Annotated in this window: 10 protein-coding genes; 3 read left to right on the forward strand and 7 right to left on the reverse strand. The window is 57.6% G+C overall.

What is annotated here, in order from left to right; genetic code table 11:
- Nucleotides 1-22: 22 nt before the first annotated feature.
- Nucleotides 23-1,648, forward strand: coding sequence for a hydroxylamine reductase (gene hcp, locus NE637_RS11880; protein ID WP_215648117.1), 1,626 nt, complete (start codon nucleotides 23-25; stop codon nucleotides 1,646-1,648).
- Nucleotides 1,649-2,171: 523 nt separating this feature from the next.
- On the opposite strand, the gene NE637_RS11885 is transcribed toward hcp, so the two are convergent.
- Nucleotides 2,172-3,728 (reverse strand): outer membrane homotrimeric porin, encoded by a 1,557-nt coding sequence (locus NE637_RS11885; protein ID WP_227118830.1) that lies wholly within the window; start codon nucleotides 3,726-3,728, stop codon nucleotides 2,172-2,174.
- Nucleotides 3,729-4,193: 465 nt separating this feature from the next.
- On the reverse strand, nucleotides 4,194-4,406 hold the full coding sequence (locus NE637_RS11890) for a TOBE domain-containing protein (RefSeq protein WP_192113319.1): 213 nt from the start codon (nucleotides 4,404-4,406) through the stop codon (nucleotides 4,194-4,196).
- Nucleotides 4,407-4,493: 87 nt separating this feature from the next.
- Here NE637_RS11890 and NE637_RS11895 point away from each other — a divergent pair, with 87 nt between their 5' ends.
- Together NE637_RS11895 and NE637_RS11900 are read left to right on the forward strand one after the other, a co-directional pair.
- Nucleotides 4,494-5,600 carry a pyridoxal-phosphate-dependent aminotransferase family protein gene (locus NE637_RS11895; RefSeq protein ID WP_192113318.1) on the forward strand — a complete coding sequence of 369 codons (1,107 nt, stop codon included), beginning with the start codon at nucleotides 4,494-4,496 and terminating at the stop codon, nucleotides 5,598-5,600.
- 324 nt (nucleotides 5,601-5,924) lie between these two features.
- A complete protein-coding gene (locus NE637_RS11900; protein ID WP_192113317.1) occupies nucleotides 5,925-7,550 on the forward strand; it encodes a putative bifunctional diguanylate cyclase/phosphodiesterase in 1,626 nt (541 codons plus the stop codon).
- Nucleotides 7,551-7,645: 95 nt separating this feature from the next.
- On the opposite strand, the gene NE637_RS11905 is transcribed toward NE637_RS11900, so the two are convergent.
- The 5 genes from NE637_RS11905 to NE637_RS11925 form a co-directional block, all read right to left on the reverse strand.
- The gene (locus NE637_RS11905) at nucleotides 7,646-8,923 is read right to left on the reverse strand and encodes a glycosyltransferase (RefSeq protein WP_227118831.1); all 1,278 of its coding nucleotides are present in this window, start codon (nucleotides 8,921-8,923) and stop codon (nucleotides 7,646-7,648) included.
- Nucleotides 8,924-8,941: 18 nt separating this feature from the next.
- Entirely contained in the window at nucleotides 8,942-11,077 is a 2,136-nt protein-coding gene (locus NE637_RS11910; RefSeq protein WP_215648083.1) for an HD domain-containing phosphohydrolase, read from the reverse strand.
- 160 nt (nucleotides 11,078-11,237) lie between these two features.
- Nucleotides 11,238-13,199 carry an HlyD family type I secretion periplasmic adaptor subunit gene (locus tag NE637_RS11915; protein ID WP_227118832.1) on the reverse strand — a complete coding sequence of 654 codons (1,962 nt, stop codon included), beginning with the start codon at nucleotides 13,197-13,199 and terminating at the stop codon, nucleotides 11,238-11,240.
- 73 nt (nucleotides 13,200-13,272) lie between these two features.
- The gene (locus NE637_RS11920; RefSeq protein WP_256267744.1) at nucleotides 13,273-15,636 is read right to left on the reverse strand and encodes a type I secretion system permease/ATPase; all 2,364 of its coding nucleotides are present in this window, start codon (nucleotides 15,634-15,636) and stop codon (nucleotides 13,273-13,275) included.
- 221 nt (nucleotides 15,637-15,857) lie between these two features.
- Nucleotides 15,858-17,258 (reverse strand): TolC family protein, encoded by a 1,401-nt coding sequence (locus NE637_RS11925; protein WP_227118834.1) that lies wholly within the window; start codon nucleotides 17,256-17,258, stop codon nucleotides 15,858-15,860.
- Nucleotides 17,259-17,743: the final 485 nt, after the last annotated feature.

The following is a 17,743-nucleotide window of genomic DNA, read 5'->3' on the forward strand; positions in this document are numbered from 1 at the left end:
GAGACACCCCATGAGTAACGCCATGTTCTGCTATCAGTGCCAGGAAACCGTGGGCAACAAAGGCTGCACCCAGATCGGCGTGTGCGGCAAAAAGCCCGAAACAGCAGCCCTTCAGGACGTGCTGGTATATGTGACCAAGGGCCTTGCGCAGGTCGCCACCAAAGTGCGCGCCCTGGGCAAGACCGTGAACCACGAAATCGACCGCATGGTCGTGGGCAACCTTTTTTGCACCATCACCAATGCCAACTTTGACGATGACATGATCGCCGAGCGCGTGCGCAAGACCTGTGCCGCCAAGAAAGCCCTGATGGCCGAGCTTGGCTCGCGCGACGGGCTGGCCGACGCTGCCCTGTGGGAAGCGGACGACAAAGCCGCCATGCTCGCCAAGGCTGCTACTGTGGGCGTTCTTGCCACAAGCGACGACGATGTTCGTTCCCTGCGCTGGCTCGTGACCTTTGGCCTCAAGGGCATGGCCGCCTATGCCAAGCATGCCGATGTGCTGGGCAAGCATGATCCCGCCGTGGACAACTTCCTGCAGGAAGCTCTGGCCAAGACCTTGGACGACAGCCTTTCCGTGGCCGATCTCGTGGCCCTGACCCTTGAAACCGGCAACAAGGGCGTAAGCGTTATGGCTCTGCTGGATGCCGCCAACACCGGTACCTACGGCAATCCCGAGATCACCAAGGTCAACATTGGCGTGGGCACCAACCCCGGCATCCTGATTTCCGGCCACGATCTGCGCGACCTGCAGATGTTGCTCGAGCAGACCGAAGGTACGGGCGTGGACGTGTACACCCACTCCGAAATGCTGCCCGCCCACTACTACCCCGCTTTCAAGAAGTTCAGCCACTTCAAGGGCAACTACGGCAACGCGTGGTGGAAGCAGAAGGAAGAATTTGACACCTTCAACGGCCCCATCCTGCTGACCACCAACTGCCTTGTGCCGCCCAAGGACAGCTATAAAGACCGCGTGTACACCACAGGCGTTGTGGGCTTCCCCGGCTGCAAGCACATCCCCGGCGAAATCGGCGAACACAAGGACTTTTCGGCCATTATCGCTCACGCCAAGACCTGCCCGGCCCCCACGGAAATTGAGACCGGCGAGATTGTGGGCGGCTTTGCGCACAATCAGGTGCTGGCCCTGGCCGACAAGGTTGTTGACGCTGTGAAGTCTGGCGCCATCAAAAAGTTTGTGGTCATGGCTGGTTGCGATGGCCGCGCAAAGGGCCGCTCCTACTACACCGAGTTTGCAGAAGGCCTGCCCAAGGATACCGTTATCCTCACCGCCGGTTGCGCCAAATACCGCTACAACAAGCTTGACCTCGGCGATATCGGCGGTATCCCCCGCGTGCTGGACGCCGGTCAGTGCAACGACTCCTACTCCCTGGCCGTTGTGGCTCTGAAGCTCAAGGAAGTGTTTGGCCTCGCCGACATCAACGACCTGCCCATCGTGTACAACATTGCCTGGTACGAACAGAAGGCTGTTATCGTACTGCTGGCCCTGCTCGCCCTTGGCGTGAAGAACATCCACCTTGGACCCACGCTGCCTGCTTTCCTTTCGCCCAACGTGGCCAAGGTGCTGGTGGAGCAGTTCGGCATCGGCGGTATCAGCACTCCGCAGGACGACCTTAAGGCTTTCTTCGGTTAATCCCCGGTTCAAAGGGGCGGCAGATTGCCCTGCCGCTCCCTGCATACAAAAGGCGGCGCACCTGTAATGGGTGCGCCGCCTTTTGGCATTTATACGACTGGGCCATATGCGTAGCTATTAATCGTGCCGCAGCAAATGCACCAACCGGGGAAGGCACAGCCTGATGACAGGCAACCTGGATGTCCCAAGTTAATGCATATGACGCTCGTGTACAAAAAATAGAAAAACGTCGTAGGGAATTGCGGGGCCACTGACGTTTCATACTACGCACCACTACCCGATTCCCGAACTGTATCAACCCTCAAGTTGCAAGCATCCAGAATCAATAGAATGCAATACCGAGAAACAGGAGAGCGCATCAATACACTTTGGGGACACCGCGAGATGAGGAGCAAGGATGAAACAGGCAACGGCACGGCAGCCCTCATGGCTAACACTAAGGGCTTGTAGAAACAGGCTGGATGCAGGGCAACAAAAAAGGGGAACCCGAAGGTTCCCCTTTTAATCGTAAGGCTAGGTACTCTTAGAAGGAGTACACGAAACGGACGTTCACGTTCCAGGGATCACGTTCCTGGTCGCTACGGCCGTTCATCTTGCTGGTGCCCCACACGCCCTTGGACTGGTCAAGCCAGGTGGCGATGTAGGCCGCGTCAAGGGACACGGTGAAGTTGTCATACATCTTGTAATCGTTGGTCAGACCGAATTCCAACGCGGTGTCGTTGGTGGTCATGTACAAGGGGTTCATGCCAGCGGCCTGGGCGTTGGGACCCTGGTTGGTGATCTTGCTGTAAGCACTGTTGTGACCGGTAAGGTAACGGGTCATGGTGGTGCTGTTGGTGCCGCCGATGAGGTTCAAACGGAAGGTGTGCTTCAGGTTTTCGATGAAGCTCATATCCTTCAAGCGGGCGCCGATACCCCAGGTGCCGGACATGTCGTAGCCAAGGATGGCTTCGCGGGCGATCATGGGTCCGCCGTTGAAGGCGAAGTCAGAGAAGCCGTTGTTGTTGTTGTTCACGCTGATGGAAGGCATGCGCTCGGAACCGTTGGCCGGGTTGCCGTCGTCGCCGGAAGCGTACCAGCCGTACAAGCCGGGGATGGCCCAGTCAAGCTTGTATTCGAACAGCAAAGAACCCAGCCAGCCAGCGCGGTTGGCGCGGCTGTCATCATAAGAAACGGAACCGTAGTTGAAATCCCACGCGATGCGGAAGGGATCAAACGCGGTCACTTCGCCGGTCAGGCCAGCCCACACGGCGTTGCCGTAGCTGCCCATGGCCTTGGTGCTGGTGGTGCCGTCCTTATGCAGGGCGCCGCCCACGGGCATCATGCCAGCAACAGGGTACTTGCCGCTGGTGGGAATGGAGTTGCCGAAGTAGTTGTTGTAGCCTTCTTTGCGGAAGGTGTTGGGACCGATGGCGCTGTACATGGCCCAGGGGGTCACTTTCACGCCGTCAAAGGTCATGGGCACCAGCAGGGCAAACACGTCCATGTTGTCCATGTAGTTGTTGCGGTTGCTGCTGTGGTCAAAGCTGTTGGTGTAGTTGTCGTTGTAAGGACGGGCCCACAGGGCGGTCACGCCAACGGTTTCGTTGAACTGGTAGGAGGCGGTGATGCCGGCCACGTCGTCGTTGAAGACGTTGCTGCCGGTGGTGAAGCTGGGCAGAGCCATGCCCTGAATGCCCATGCGGAACTTCAGGTCGGTCTGGGGGACCATCCAGTCGATGTAGGCGTTCTTCACTTCGACAACGTTGTTGCCGTCAGCGCCAAGGGAACTGCCCTGGTCGGAACGGCCCCAGGTCTGGTCGCCGATTTCAAAGAACACGGTGCCGGACAGGGCTTCAGAAGCCACGGCGTCCAACTGCAGACGAACGCGCTGACGAGCTTCAAATTCGTCTTCGTTCTTGTACTGTTTGGAGGCACCGTTGAAGCCCGTCTTGCCGTTACCGCCGGTGAAACCGCCGTTCTGGCCGTAGTCGAAGCTCATGATCCACTGGCCCTTGGCCTTGAAGTCGATGGCGCTGGCGCCCGTGGCAACGCCGAACACAAGGCCGGCCGCCAACAGAAGAGTAGCGATCTTTTTCATGGTTATCCTTCCTTTCTTTTGCCCCGCTTGGGACTATGGTTTCATACAAACGCCTATGGAGCGGTTTCCCGCTTCGGTGTGAATATATGGAAGGCCTAAACACTTTGCAAGCCCTATCGTGCAAAAATTTTTACCAAAAAAGAGCAACTTTGGCTCAAAATTGCATATATATCTATATTTAAGCAGGTTAAATAAACTCTAGATATAAAAAAAATTTCTGACACATACCTGTCACAGTGTCATTTTTTTGCGGAACACATCCAAATTTCCGCGCTGCTGGCTTACAATCTGTCTGAGGGGTGTCGGTTAAAATTTTTTTCACCCCCCTCTGCCGCTGCAAAGGCAAATCATGGCCGCTCCCGGCAAGGGTTATTGCAAAGATGCAAAACGGCCATGCGCAATCTCCAAAAAAGCGCATGGCCGCAAACTGTGCAATCAGATCAGGCCTTCTGGTGAACCACGCTTCTAGCTGGCAGCATCCACGGGGAACCACAGGGGTTTTAAAAAGTGCAGGTGGCAGGTTTCGCCTTCCTGCGGGCCTCGGGCGTACCTCCCCTTCTGCACCCGCACGCTCTGCTCACCCACACGCACCTGATAGTCGAGCTGTTCACCCAAAAAAGTACGCCGTTCCACAATGCCGGGCACGCCCCCCGCAAGACGGTTCCGAAACATTTCCATGCGTGGTAGCGTTCTCTATCCGCCGTCGCAGCAAGCGCCCGGCATGGGCCTGCGAGCGCAGGCCCCCACATAAACCAGGAGATTGTCATGACCACGGTTTTCGGAACACTGGACCATGTGCTTCTGATGGCCCCCGGCCCCAGCCCGGTTGCGGCCAACGTGCTTGAGGCCATGAGCCTGCCCACTCTCGGGCACCTTGACCCTGACTGCATCAAGGTTATGGATGCCCTGCAAGAGCAGCTTCGCGCTGTGTGCAAAACGCGCAATGCCGTGACGTTTCCCATTTCAGGCACAGGCTCCGCAGGTATGGAAGCCTGCTTTGTCAATCTGGTGGAACACGGCGACAACGTGCTTATTGTCAACAACGGCCTGTTCTGCTCGCGCATGGTTGAAGTGGCCTCGCGCCTTGGCGCGCTGGTAGACACAGTGGAATGCCCATGGGGGGCGCCAATTTCTGTGGATGCGGTAAAAAAGCAGCTGGCGCAGAAAAATTACAAGATTCTTGCCGTGGTGCATGCGGAAACATCCACCGGCGTGAATAATCCTGTGGCTGAACTCGGCGCGCTGGTCAAAAACAGCGACACGCTCTTTCTGGTGGACAGCGTGGCTGGCCTGGGCGGCGTGGATGTGCGCGTGGACGAATGGGGCATCGACGCTTTTTACAGCGGTTCGCAAAAATGCCTTTCCACCCCTCCCGGTCTGGCGCCCGCCTCGTTTTCCGAGGCAGCCATGGAGGCCATGGCGCGCCGCAAGACCAAGATACCCAACTGGTATCTGGATGTGCCGCTTATCCGCAAATACTGGGAAGGCACACCCCGTACCTATCACCATACGGCCCCCATCAACATGTACTATGGCTTGCATCAGGCTCTGGACAATCTGCTGGCCGAAGGCCTTGAGACCTCGTTTGCGCGGCATCAGGCCATGCACGAAAGGCTCAAGCAGGGTATGGGCAAGCTTGGCTTCAAGCCCTATGTGACCGAAGGGGCCGCGCCCCAGGTCAACCTGTTTGTGCCGCCCGAAGGCGTTGACGCCAATGCCCTGCGCGCCAGCCTGCGCAAGGATCACAAAATTGAAGTGGCTGGCGGCCTTGGCGCCCTGGCTGGCAAGGTGCTGCGCGTTGGCGTCATGGGCGAAGGCGCGCGCGAAGAACCCATTGACCGCCTTGTGGCGGCAGTTGCCGCCTGCCTGTAGTATACTTTAACGTCCCTGCCCCCCCGGCCCAAGCCTGTGCCCTGATTGCGTTCAGGTTGACAGCCGGGGGGGGCAAAACGCGTACCGCGTCCTCCGTCACCCCAAAGCGACAGGCCTTGTTTCGGTGATGATTCCGTACTCCGGGGAAGTGTTTGACTTTTTCGCGAGCAGCACCCTATATTGAATGCATCATCTCCCTTTGGCGCAGGATGCAAAGGCCGTCCGTGACTCCGGCACGCTCGCGGCCGCAGCCAAACCGCCTTATATGGGGACACTCGCAACCATTGGCAGCACCCACGCCAGGAAGACCGAGGACACCGTCACATGAAGACACTTCGCCTCCGCCTTTCCATGCTGATGCTCCTGCTCTGCTGCCTTTTTGCGAACCTGACGCCAGCGCAGGCAGCCGTAGATTCCACAACCGCGCAGGACGAGTCCTCCGCCGCCGTACCGACCTCTCCATTCAACGACCAGGCAGGCTTGCCGGTGTACCCGCCGGAAGAAGAGCACTCCTTTGCAGCCCGCATTGATCGGAGCATAAACTGTTCAATTCAGAAGCGTCCCTTTCAGGTCATTGGCGGCCTCATTGCCTTTTTCCTGGGCGTCATCATCTTTCTGTTCTACTGCCTGGGCTGCAAGTGCAGCCGCATCTGCCGCATGGAAGCCCAGATGAACAAGGATGAACTGACTGGCCTGCCCAACATGGAAAAATTCAAGGTGCTGTGCGACAGCCTCATAACCACCCAGGTCACCTCTGACTACATGCTGCTTTCCGGTGATATCTGCCAGTTCAAGACAATCAACGACCAGTTCGGATTTGGAATGGGCGACAGGCTGTTACAGGCCTATGCGGCGGTTTTGCAGCGTAACATCCTGCCAGAAGAGTGCTGCGCCAGAATATCCTCTGATCTCTTTGTTCTGCTCTTGAGATTCGATACATGGGAGCAGCTTTCGGGCAGGGTCCGCGAAATGGACAGGGAGCTGGACGAGTGGCGGCGTAGTCAGGCGCTGCCCTACACAGTGCGCACCGTCTACGGAGCCTACCGCGTACCCAGGGAGCAGGAAAGGGACGTGCAGCTTATGCTGGATCTGGCCAACTATGCGCGGCTGGAAGCCAAACGTTCGTCTGGCATGCCCATGGTGCTCTACAACGAACATATGCGGCAGGAAGCTTTGCTGAGCCATGAACTGAACGGCAAGCTGGAAGACGCCCTGACCAACGGTGAAATGCAGGTGTGGTATCAGGCAAAGGTGGACATGCGCACAGGAGCCATTACCGGCAGCGAGGCGCTGGTGCGGTGGAATCATCCCTCACGGGGAATGCTGCTGCCGGGCAGTTTTATCCCCATGTTTGAGCGCAACGGCCTTGTGACGTCCATTGATTTTTTTGTATTTGAGCAGGTCTGCCGCAACCTGCGTAGCTGGAAGACGCGCAACCTTCCGCTGCATTCGGTTTCCTGCAATTTTTCACGGCTGCATTTTGACCGTCCCCACTTTACCCAGCGGCTTGCGGATATTGCCGACCGCTATTCCGTGCCGCGCCACCTGCTGGAAGTGGAGATCACCGAAAGCGCCATCATGAACAACCCTGAAGCTGTCTGGCTACAGATCGTTCAACTGAAGGAAATGGGCTTTAAAACGGCCATTGACGATTTTGGCGCAGGCTATTCGTCCCTGGGCATTGTACAGATGCTTGACGCGGACTGCCTCAAGATCGATCGCAGCTTCATCCAGCGCGACCTGCCGGGGCAACGGGCGCAGATAGTGCTTGGCAATATCATTCGCCTGGCTTCTGATCTTGGCATGAATGTCATCAGCGAAGGTGTGGAAACAGCAGAACAGTCTGCCATCATCATGAAGCTGGGCTGCTACACGGCGCAGGGATTTTTTTACGCCAAACCAGAGCCTTCGCACGAATTTGAAGCAAGGCTCGCCATGCAGGGCCTGTAAGCCGGACTATTGGGTCACCGCGCATCATACCGCCCGGTGCAGCAAGGCCGCCCAGACTGGCCTGATGTCAGGGCCTGATGCTAAAAAACCTGATGTCAGCCTTCTGCCCTGTCCTTCATGCTTGCGCTGATCAGATCCATGAATCTGCGCGTCTGCACATCCGCATCATACGAGCGCAGCACCGTCTGCCGCGCATTACGCCGCACATGCCCCAGTTGCGAAGCCCGCGCCAGCACATCGGCCAGTTTTTGCGCCATGTTTTCATGATCCCAGAAGTCGCACAAAAAGCCGTTTACGCCGTCCTGCACCACTTCGCGCACGGGCGGCGTGTCTGACGCCACGACCAGTGAGCCGCAGGCCATGGCCTCAAGCAAACCGGTGGAAAACACATGCGGCGCCGCCAGATACACATGCGCGGTGGAATGTTGCAACATGGCCCGGTATTCTTTGAGCGAACGCGCGCCAAGCAGGTGCACACGCGCCCGGAAGCTCTGGTCAATGCCCAGAATATCCACCGCGCGGCGCATGGCCTTGCCAGTCTCGGAGCATTCGGATGGCGTATCTGCGCCGTTGCCCGGCTTGCGTCCGGTCTGGGCAATATCAAGCCAGGCCAGCACCACCAAACAGTTTGGGCGCAATTCAAGCAGACGCGGCAGGCACTTGCGGAACTGGTCAAAGCCGCGCGCGGGGTCGTGCATGGGGCCGCAAAAGGTCACCAGCTCATTGCTTGCGCATCCCCAGGAATCAGCAACGCCATCGCCGGTGGCATCGCCATCCTTTTTTTCCTCGCCGGGCATAAAAAAGCGCGTGTTGATGCCGCTGGGCACAACCTTTATGTCGCGTTGCAGCGCGGGGGGGTACTGGGCGCGTTGCCAGAGGGAGGAGGTAACGCCAAGCTGGCATTCGCCCAGCGCGTTGTATTCCCACAGATTGCAAACCCGCAGGGGGGCAAAATCCGCCGGGGGGCGAGGGTTGCCACGCGTAAAAAAGCAATGGCTCTCGCCGTTGTTGTAAAACCAGTCGCCCTGAGCCACATAAAAAGCTTTGGGGAAGATGTCGCGCACGTAAAAACTGCCGCCCATGCTTGCCGCAGCGCAGACAATGTCTGGGATAAAACCGTTTCTCCGCAGCGACAGCAGGGCATTGCCCGCCCGTGCGCCACGCCGCAGACGCGTTACGATTTCCTTTTCTGCCGGGTCATCGCTTTCATAGGGCGCAGGCGGCGCCAAACGCAGCCGCCGCACACCGGGAATGGCAAGTTTTTGCCCGGTTTCTGCAAGAAACAGCACGGTATTGTTCTGGGATGCGCCAAAGGCCTGGGCAAGAGAACGAAAGCGACCAGGAAAAACAGAATTCAGAAAAAGAATGCGCATTGTTAACCCCTGTACCTATTAGGCGCTGTTTGGCTGCGGATCGCCAAGCAAATGCTCCAGAAAAACCATACCCTGCTCTGTTTCCAGAAAAGCCCGCAAAGAGCCAACAACGGTGGCGTCATACTTGGGCGGAGTTTCGGACAGGATATTCAGTGCATCTTCCGTACTGTGCGCCTCACGGTAGGAGCGTGGCCGCATAAGCGCGCAGAAGGTATTGGCAACCGCCAGAATACGGGCGTTCAGACAGATGGCCCCATCATTCAGGGCCAGGGGATAGCCGCTGCCATCCAGGCGCTCGTACATCTGGGTGATGGCCTCCAGCACCGGCAGGCCAAAGTCTATGTCTGCCAGGGCCTCGCGGGCAAATTCCACATGCTGTTGCAGCAAAGCCCGTTCCTGCGCCGAGAGCGCGCCTGTCTTGGTGAGCAGATCCTTGGGAAGCTGGATCATGCCCACATGCGAGAGGTTGGCTGCCGTGCGCAGGGTGGCAAGGGTTTCCGCATCGTTGCGGCCAAGCCCGCAGGCCAGAGAAACCGCCAGTTGCGCCGTAAAGGCCGACTGCCCGCGCAGATAGGTATCCACGGCTTCAATGGCCTTGACGAAAGCGTTGACGGTCTGGGCGACCATTTGCTGAGAACGCTGCTGCGCCACAGCTATATCCGTCATGTCGCTGTACACGGAGACCATGCCCGAGAGCCGCCCGTTTTCATCGCGAAACGGAGTGCAGGAGGTAAGATAATAGCGCAGCTTGCCATCCACCAGCAGGGCTTCGGCAAAGCTGAAGGGTTCGCCCGCCCTGTGCACGGCCAGCGTGTGGGTTACAAGGCTGCGCGCAAGCTCCATATCCAGCTCGGAATATTTCAGCCCGCGCAGCTCCGTGGCTTTTTCCCTGCCGCACAAACGGGCAAAGCTCTGGTTGGCGTAATGGATGACGCCGTTCAGGTCGTTGAGCACTATGCCTGCCGACAGGGCGGAATTTACGCCGTCCATGATCTGCTTTTGCTGGTTGACCACCAGATAGAGCTTGTGCATCTGCTCCGCCACGGCGCGCTCGTTACGGCTCACAAGGCTCCACCACAGTGCGGCCAGCAGGCCGCCAGCCAGCGCCGCCATGATCAGCGAAGCCACAACTACATTCTGCCGTATGCCGGCAAATTTTTCATCAATGCGGCTCATGGGCAAGGTCTGCTCCACAAGCCAGGGCAGGTTGGGCACGGGCAGGGCAAGCCCGTATATCTCGCGCTCGCCTTCCGGCAGGCCGGGATCAATACGTGTGCCGAGCGGCAGTTTTTCATCATGCAGCGACCAGCCGGGCAAATCTGATACGCCCGACACTTCGGTAGGCGCAATGCGTTGCAGCTTTTCACCAAAGGACTGAAGAATAAAGGTATTGTACTGGCTGCCATTGCCCGCTTCGCCCGTTGCCGCAGCGGTTACAGGCAAGACGCTGTAGGTGGCCAGCAACAGGGAAACCACCCGGTCGCCGGTTGAATCCACATACAAAGGCGCAAAAATGGGAAAGGCCATATCCATGACAAGCCTGCCGTTTTCACGCCGCACAGGCATGAGAACAGGCTGTTTGCTGTTCAGCGCCTGCTGCAAATAGGGCTTCTGCTCCTCATCGGGCGGCTGCACTCCTTCCGGGGCGAGGTACATCTGCATGTCTGTGTTAACCAGGCTCGCGCCGCTGAAGCTGTTTTTCTCCATGAAGTCGCTGAGATAGTCGACCATCAACGGAAGGCGCGGGGCAATTTTTTTCAGTGGCTCGCTGTTGCTGGCAGTGTCTGCCGGGGGCTCCGTATCCGCTTCGGCCCCATTCTGGCTTTGCCGGGCCATCTGCAGCATATCCGTGGCGGGCACGCCCGCGCTGGCAACCTCTGCGGCAAACAGCCGCAGCATATCCTGCGCGACAAAAATATTTACCTGACCGGCAAGGGTGCCAGACCACACGGTGAGCAGGGCCACCTTGCCCGAGGCCTGGGAGTTCATGTCCTGCCCCATTTCACGCAGCAGCTGAGCGCGCGAATCATGCAGATACCAACGTGCAAAAATAAAAATCAGGCAGAGCACCAGCACAAATAGTGCCGACATGGTCAACGCCGCCTTGCGGTTGCGCTGGGCTACGCCTGGGAGAGTCAGTTCTTGGGGTGCCATATATTTTCCTTCATCGGGCTGCGCGTCTCGATAAACCAGTATAATAACCCAGAGGGTACATGCCCGAACGGCTTGCCCCAGACCGCGCCGATTTCTGAATCATTGAACACTGAAAATGCTGGCTTGCGCAGGCTAAAGCCAGTCTGCCCGCATTTTCGTTCTACCGCTCGCGCAGGGCATTCTGCTTGGCCTTGAGAATGGGCTTGAGCAGATAATCCAGCACGGTTTTCTTGCCGATCATAATGTCTGCCGTCACCACCATGCCCGGCATAATGGGCAGAGATTCGTTATGGTAGACAATGGCGTTTTTCTGGGTGCGGATCTTTACAAGATAAAAGTGCTCGCCCCTTTTGTCTTCAATGGTATCGGCGCTGATGGATTCAAGCTTGCCTTCAATCCCGCCGTAAATGGAGAAATCATAGGCTGAAACCTTGACCATGACATTCTGTCCCGGGCGCAGAAAGGCCACATCCTGCGGTTTGACCTTGGCTTCCACGACCAGTGTGTCGTCAAGCGGCACAAGGTCCATGATGGGTTCGCCGGGTTTGACCACGCCGCCCACGGTGGAAATGTATATCTGCTTGACCGTGCTGCGCACAGGCGCGCGCAGTTCCGTGCGGGTTACGCGGTCGCGCCCTGCCGAAAGATTTTCGCGCAGTGAATTGAGTTCCTGCCTGCGCTTGTTGATCTCGTCAGTAACCGCTGCAATCTGCTCGGCCCTGCGGGATGCTATGCGCTGCTTGGATTCGTCCGCCGCGGCCTTGGCCTTGGGGATTGTGGCGGCAAGGGAATCTATCTGGCCCTGCAATTCCACAACCTTTTGCTGCATGCCGAGATATTCCAGCTTGGAAAAGTTGTTGCGCTGCACAAGGGCGTAGGCCGTATTCTTTTGCTCGATAGAAAGCTCGAGGCTGCGGTCGAGCTGCACCTTGCGGGCAGTCAGTTCTTCCACATCATGCAGGCGCTGCACATATTGGGACTGTAGAACATCAATTTCCGCGTTGAGCTGTTCACGGCGGCTGTGCCAGGCATTTTCCTGATCCTGAATGATCTGGTGAATGCGCCCCAGCATGCCGGCCTCAACCCTGCGGCCAATGACTTTTTCTGCCCACATGTCAAAATTTTCTGGAAAAACAGGCTTGTCGCCCTTGATCTCGGCTTCAAGGCGGATGATGGCGAGGCTGTTTTCCATGGCCTTGTTTACGGCGTCGCGGTAGGCGCTTTCGGCCATCTCATTGTCCAGTTGCGCCAGCACCGCCCCTTTGTCCACAATCTGCCCTTCGTGCACAAGCACTGCACGCAGAATACCGCCCTCAAGGTTCTGGATGGTCTGGGTGCGTTGCGAACCAACAACCGAACCTTCCGCATGGGTCACTTCATCCACGCTGGCAACAGCCGCCCAGATGATCAGACATAGAAAAAACGCTGCCACGCTGATGGACAGCGCGCGCACGCCGAACTTGGGCCGCCGGGCGAGGGCGGCGTCCACTTCGTTGGCAAAAAGGATATCATCGGGCGTCAGGCCGCGCAGGGGCGCGTCCATGGCTGCGAACAGACCGGGAGTGCCTTGCTGCAGAGCGTTCGCCATGCCGCCAGCTCCCTGCTGACCGCCCTTGCCCAAAATTCTGTCTACAGTTTCATGCAACGACTGCTTCAGGCTTTTATCCGGGCGCTGTTCGTGCTCCCCGCCCCGCAGCAACTGACGCAAAAAAAGCTCAAGATTGCCCGGTTCTTTCTTTTTGGCAGCGGCAGCATCCAGCCCCATGGGCTGCATGTCTCCGGCATTCTGGCCCAGATCTGCCATCAGCGCATCCAGATCAGGCAATCGGCCAGCGCCCGCATCCGGGCCTGACCCGAGCGGCGCGGCCGCGCCAAAATCAGCGGCAGGTTCCAGCATGTTATCGCTGCCGGGCATTGATGGCAGGGGCGCGTCAATATTGGGCCGTGAAAAATGCGAGCCAAAGGGCATGCCCGGCATGCCGCCCGGCTGCGGAAAGACCGAAGGCTCCATGCCAGGAGGCAGGAGCACATCGGGCTTTGACGTGCCGCATTGCGCCCCTGCTTTATGTTCTGGCTGACTTTCAGCCCCGGTCATATCCATAGTCTTCTGTGGCAACTGCATGCGCCCTTCTCCAAAAACCGCTGGGCGGTCATTTCAAAACAAAAAGCCAAGGTCTTCAGCAAAGCCGAATTTTTCAGGCGTTGGCGGCATGGGCAAAGGCGTTCGCAGATTTTTCCTGCGGGGCAGTCTGTTGCACATTGGTCACGTTCTTTTTCGAACGGTCGCGCAGGCTCTGCAATACAGCATCGCGGGGGCCGTCCAGCTTGATCTGTCCGCCTTCCATAACAATGAGCCGATCCACTATGCGCAGCATGGAGAGCCGGTGGGTCACAAGCACAAGGGTGCGCCCGCCAATGACCGATTGCAGCCTTTTTTGCAGCAGCATTTCTGAATCCGTGTCCATATTGCTGGTGGGCTCGTCCAGAATGAGCACCTCAGGGTCGCGCACCAAAGCGCGCGCAAGGGGCACCGCCTGACGCTGCCCGCCAGAAAGCGCCTTGCCCTGCTCGCCCACCTGCGCGGCAAACCCAGCGGGATTGTTGCGCAAAAAGTCTGTGACGCCAGCCAGGGAGGCAGCGCGCAGAATGAGGTGATCGTTGATGGTGGGATCCCCCAGGGCGATGTTGTCGCGAATGCTGCCGTAAAACAGCACCACATCCTGCGGCAGCACGCCCACGCGGCCACGCAGTTCCATGCTGGGAATCTGCCTGATGTCCACGTCGCCGAACTTCACCGCCCCTTCCTTGGGCTGGTAAAGGCCGATGAGGAGCTTTGACAGCGTGCTTTTGCCCGATCCCATGGGTCCGATAATGCCCACGCGTTCTCCCGGCTCGATGCGCAGTGAAACATGCTCCAGAGCCAGGCGTTCCTGCCGGGGATAGGCAAAAGAAACACCTTCAAGAGCGAACGAAGGCCGCAACATGCCAAAATCCATGCAGGTTTTTTCCGTCTGATTTTCAGAAGGCAGCATCATCAGCATGTCCAGCGCCTTGAGGGCCACATGCGAATTTTGCAAACGGGTGAGCAGCGAGGCCATCTGGAGCAGCGGGGCCATGGTGCGCCCCACCAGGATATTGCAGCCGATAAGCGCGCCCATGGTCATGAGGCCATCAGATATGCGGTACACGCCCCACACCACCATGGCCACAGTAACAAGCTGGGTAATGAGCATGGAAGATGTGACAGCGAGGTTGTTATACTTGCGGGATTCACTGTTGGAGCGGGCCGAAAGGCCTACCACAGATTCCCACAGCTTCTGCATGCGGCTTTCAGCCATGCAGGACTTGAGAGTTTCCAGCCCGCCCACAATTTCCACCAGCAGAGCATTTTTTTGCATGTTCTGCTTGTAGCTGGCCTCGGCGCTCATGCGCGAACGGTGCTGAAGCAGCAGGCCAATGCCGATCATGATGGGCATTGCCCCAATGGACAGCAGCACCATAGGGCCGCCAATGAAGGCCGTAAGCAGCAGAAAAATAACCAGAAAAGGCAGGTCGATGCAGGCAAGCAGACTTGAGGAACTAAAAAATTCGCGCAACTGCTCAAACTCGCGCAGGTTGTTCACCAGCGCCCCGGTGGATTCGGGCTTGGCATCCAGCCGCATGGAAAGCACCTTCTCCACCAGCGAACTGGAAAGAACGATATCCGCATTGCGGCCAGCCACATCCACAAAATGCGTGCGCAGGGCCGAAAGCAGAAAATTGAACATGTAGATAATGCAGATGCCGCTGGCAAGAACCCACAATGTTTCAATGGCATTGTTGGGAACCACGCGGTCATAGACATTCATGACAAACAGCGGGCTGCCCACTGCAATGAGGTTTATGACCACGCTGGCCAGGGCCACGTGCCTGTAGATGGGCGCATAGTACCGCAGCACATCCCAGAACCAGCGCTTGCCGCGGGCAATGCTGAGGTGTTCGGAACGGTCATCCGGCGCTGCCTCCACTGCGGCAAAGAGCGCATAGCCGGAGTATTCGTCCGTCAATGCCTCTACTGGCACCAACTGCGTGCTTTCGCTGGTTTCCGGAAAAATCACCTCGGCCATGTCGCCGTCAAGGGCGGTGAGCACGCACGAACGGTCGTGGGAGAGCAACAGAATGCACGGCAGCACAAGGCCTGGAATATCTGCGATATCAGGGCGATAAGCGATACGCCCGGCCAGGCCCGCCTTGCGGGCCGCCCGCAGGCAGGCCTGAGGCGTTACCTTGCTGCCCGAAAGCCCGGCCATGAGCACATGCGGCGACACTACCCGCCCGCGCAGGCGCATCAAGACCGAAAGGCTGCGCAACAAGCCGGGCATAAAGTCCACGTCTGAAGGCCGCAACGGTCCCATGGTCGGCGCTGTGCGCGGAACCTCGGTTGAGTTGTGTCCTGCAAGGCTGGAGGCTTGCTCCGGTGCCGCCTCTGCTGGCTTTTGCGGAGCCCGCCTGCCGCCGGATTTCTGTTCAGGTGATGTGAGCTGTGCCTTTTCTTCTGAATCCGTAGAAATTGTATCCATGCATATTCCATTGATGCCGATGGGGATAAATCGGCATCATCATTTCGTTATCATCACGCAGAGCGGCAAAGCCCCTACCCCGAGGGAGTTCACTTTACAGACCAGAGGCACAAGGCGCGCCGCATGGGCCAGCCAAGGATCCCGGCCTGGTAAAGAAGGATTTGCGCCCTTTACATAAGCGCCGCATGCCCCGGCTTAACCGGGGCATGCGGAATGGATTATCAGTTGAACCAGCCAGGAGCGAACTCCTCGCGGGGATCTTCCGGTTCCTTGGGTGCGCTCTGCCCAAGCGGGCCGGTATTGATGGACATTTCTGGCAGCATATTGCCAGTGAGCGCCGAAAGCCTGTACGCGCCCACAAGAATATTGCCCCGTGCGGTTTCTGCCTGGGTTGCAGAGTTGTACAGCTCACTTTCTGTATCCAGCACATCCAGAATACTGCGCTTGCCAATCTGGAACTGTTCGATATAGGCGGTGCGCGTGTACCTGTTGTATTCTATGGCCTTGGAATAGTGGTTGTACTGTTCCTGGGCAGCAAGATAGTTGACCCAGGTGCTGTCCACATCCAGCTTGAGATCATCAATAAAATTGTACATCACCTGGCGCGACTGGCGCATGCGGGCTGAGGCGGCGCGGCGTTCAGCCACGTCTGCCCCGCTGTTGAAGATATTCCAGCGCACTACGCCCATGACGTCAAAACTGTACACCCAGCGATCACTTGTGCCGCCAAGGTTGGTATAGTTGGGGCCAGCTTCAAGATTGAGCGCGGGAGAAAAGGCCGAATCCGCCAATTCGCGCTCGGCCCGCGAAGCACGGATATCCTGCAAATAGGCAGCGAGTTTGGGATTGCTTTTTTTGGCCTTTTCCAGAACAGCCTGCGATGCGGTGTAAAGCTGGGGCGGCATGGTCACGGTCTGCAAGCGGCTGGCCGCTGGCAAGCCGGTAAGCCGGGTATAGGTTTCCTCGGCCACAAGCAGGGATGCCTTGGCTTCAGAAAGGCTTGAAAGCGCCCGCTGCAAGCGCGACTGCGCCTGGGTTACGTCTGCGGCAGTGTCCGCGCCAAGGCTGGCGCGATCCTGGGCCTGCCCCACAAGAGACTTGTGGTGGGCCACGTTTTCTTCGGAAAGTTCGTAGATTTTTCTGCGGCGCAGCAAATCAATATGGGCGATAATCGCATCAAGAGAAAGCGATGTCGCCGTATCGAATACACGGTACTTTTGGGATTCGAGAGTGGATTTGGCAGTACGGACGCGCGAACGGGTGGCAAAACCATCCCATATGGGTTGCACAAGCTGAGCGCTGTAGCCCACCTTGCCCCACATCTGCGAATCAAGGTTCTGGCTGCGGGTGCTCGAATCGCTCAAGACGCTGCCGCCAGCCTGCCCTGTAACGTCAACGCGGGGGCCAAAGCCAGCCTGAGCGCGCCTTACTTCATGATCCAGCACCTCACGGTTTTCGATCATGCCCCGCAGATTATGGTGATTACGCAGCACTCCATAGATGGAATCCTCGACCGAAAGCGGCTTTCCCGCTGGCGGGGGTGGGGGATAACCGGTTTCAGCCGCTGTGGCCGCCGTTGCCAAAAGCAGGGAAAAAAGGGCTCCCCAGATAATCTGTTTCACGGTTGACTCCTCAGCTTGAAAAATGCACCGTCCGCATTCTCCCGCTTGTGGGCATATCGACCAGTATGGACCACATTACATAGATGGCAGAGTCCCTTCCCCACCCATATAACGACATGCCTTTTACTAGCTGTAACCACTTAGCCCCAGTCCTGCAAGATATTTAGATACCTTTCAAATGGCGGGAAACAGCAAAAGACAACTGCCCGAACTATATTTACACGCAAAAACTTTGCATAATAAATAGTTGATTACTTTTCAAATCCAACAAGGCACGCATCAGCATGCTGCCCCTCAACGGTGACGGCTCTGCGTCAGACGCATGCCGCTTCGCAAAAAAAAAAAAGCGCCAGACCCAAAAGATTTGGCGCTTGTGGTCGACGCAGCTCGACTGATACCTGTAGACAATAATTCAAGGTGGTTACGTGAAAAACATCATCTCGTCCGGCGAGTGCCTTTGGCACACATCGCGTGCTGTCAGCCTC

This window comes from Desulfovibrio desulfuricans, assembly GCF_024460775.1.
GTDB lineage: Bacteria > Desulfobacterota > Desulfovibrionia > Desulfovibrionales > Desulfovibrionaceae > Desulfovibrio > Desulfovibrio desulfuricans_E.

Excerpts from the sequence above, each read along its gene's own strand:
- NE637_RS11915 (WP_227118832.1), bottom strand. The coding sequence starts at position 13,199 with ATGCAGTTGCCACAGAAGACTATGGATATGACCGGGGCTGAAAGTCAG.
- NE637_RS11900 (WP_192113317.1), top strand. The coding sequence starts at position 5,925 with ATGAAGACACTTCGCCTCCGCCTTTCCATGCTGATGCTCCTGCTCTGC.
- hcp (WP_215648117.1), top strand. The coding sequence starts at position 23 with ATGTTCTGCTATCAGTGCCAGGAAACCGTGGGCAACAAAGGCTGCACC.
- NE637_RS11895 (WP_192113318.1), top strand. The coding sequence starts at position 4,494 with ATGACCACGGTTTTCGGAACACTGGACCATGTGCTTCTGATGGCCCCC.
- NE637_RS11885 (WP_227118830.1), bottom strand. The coding sequence starts at position 3,728 with ATGAAAAAGATCGCTACTCTTCTGTTGGCGGCCGGCCTTGTGTTCGGC.
- NE637_RS11910 (WP_215648083.1), bottom strand. The coding sequence starts at position 11,077 with ATGGCACCCCAAGAACTGACTCTCCCAGGCGTAGCCCAGCGCAACCGC.
- NE637_RS11905 (WP_227118831.1), bottom strand. The coding sequence starts at position 8,923 with ATGCGCATTCTTTTTCTGAATTCTGTTTTTCCTGGTCGCTTTCGTTCT.
- NE637_RS11890 (WP_192113319.1), bottom strand. The coding sequence starts at position 4,406 with ATGGAAATGTTTCGGAACCGTCTTGCGGGGGGCGTGCCCGGCATTGTG.
- NE637_RS11920 (WP_256267744.1), bottom strand. The coding sequence starts at position 15,636 with ATGGATACAATTTCTACGGATTCAGAAGAAAAGGCACAGCTCACATCA.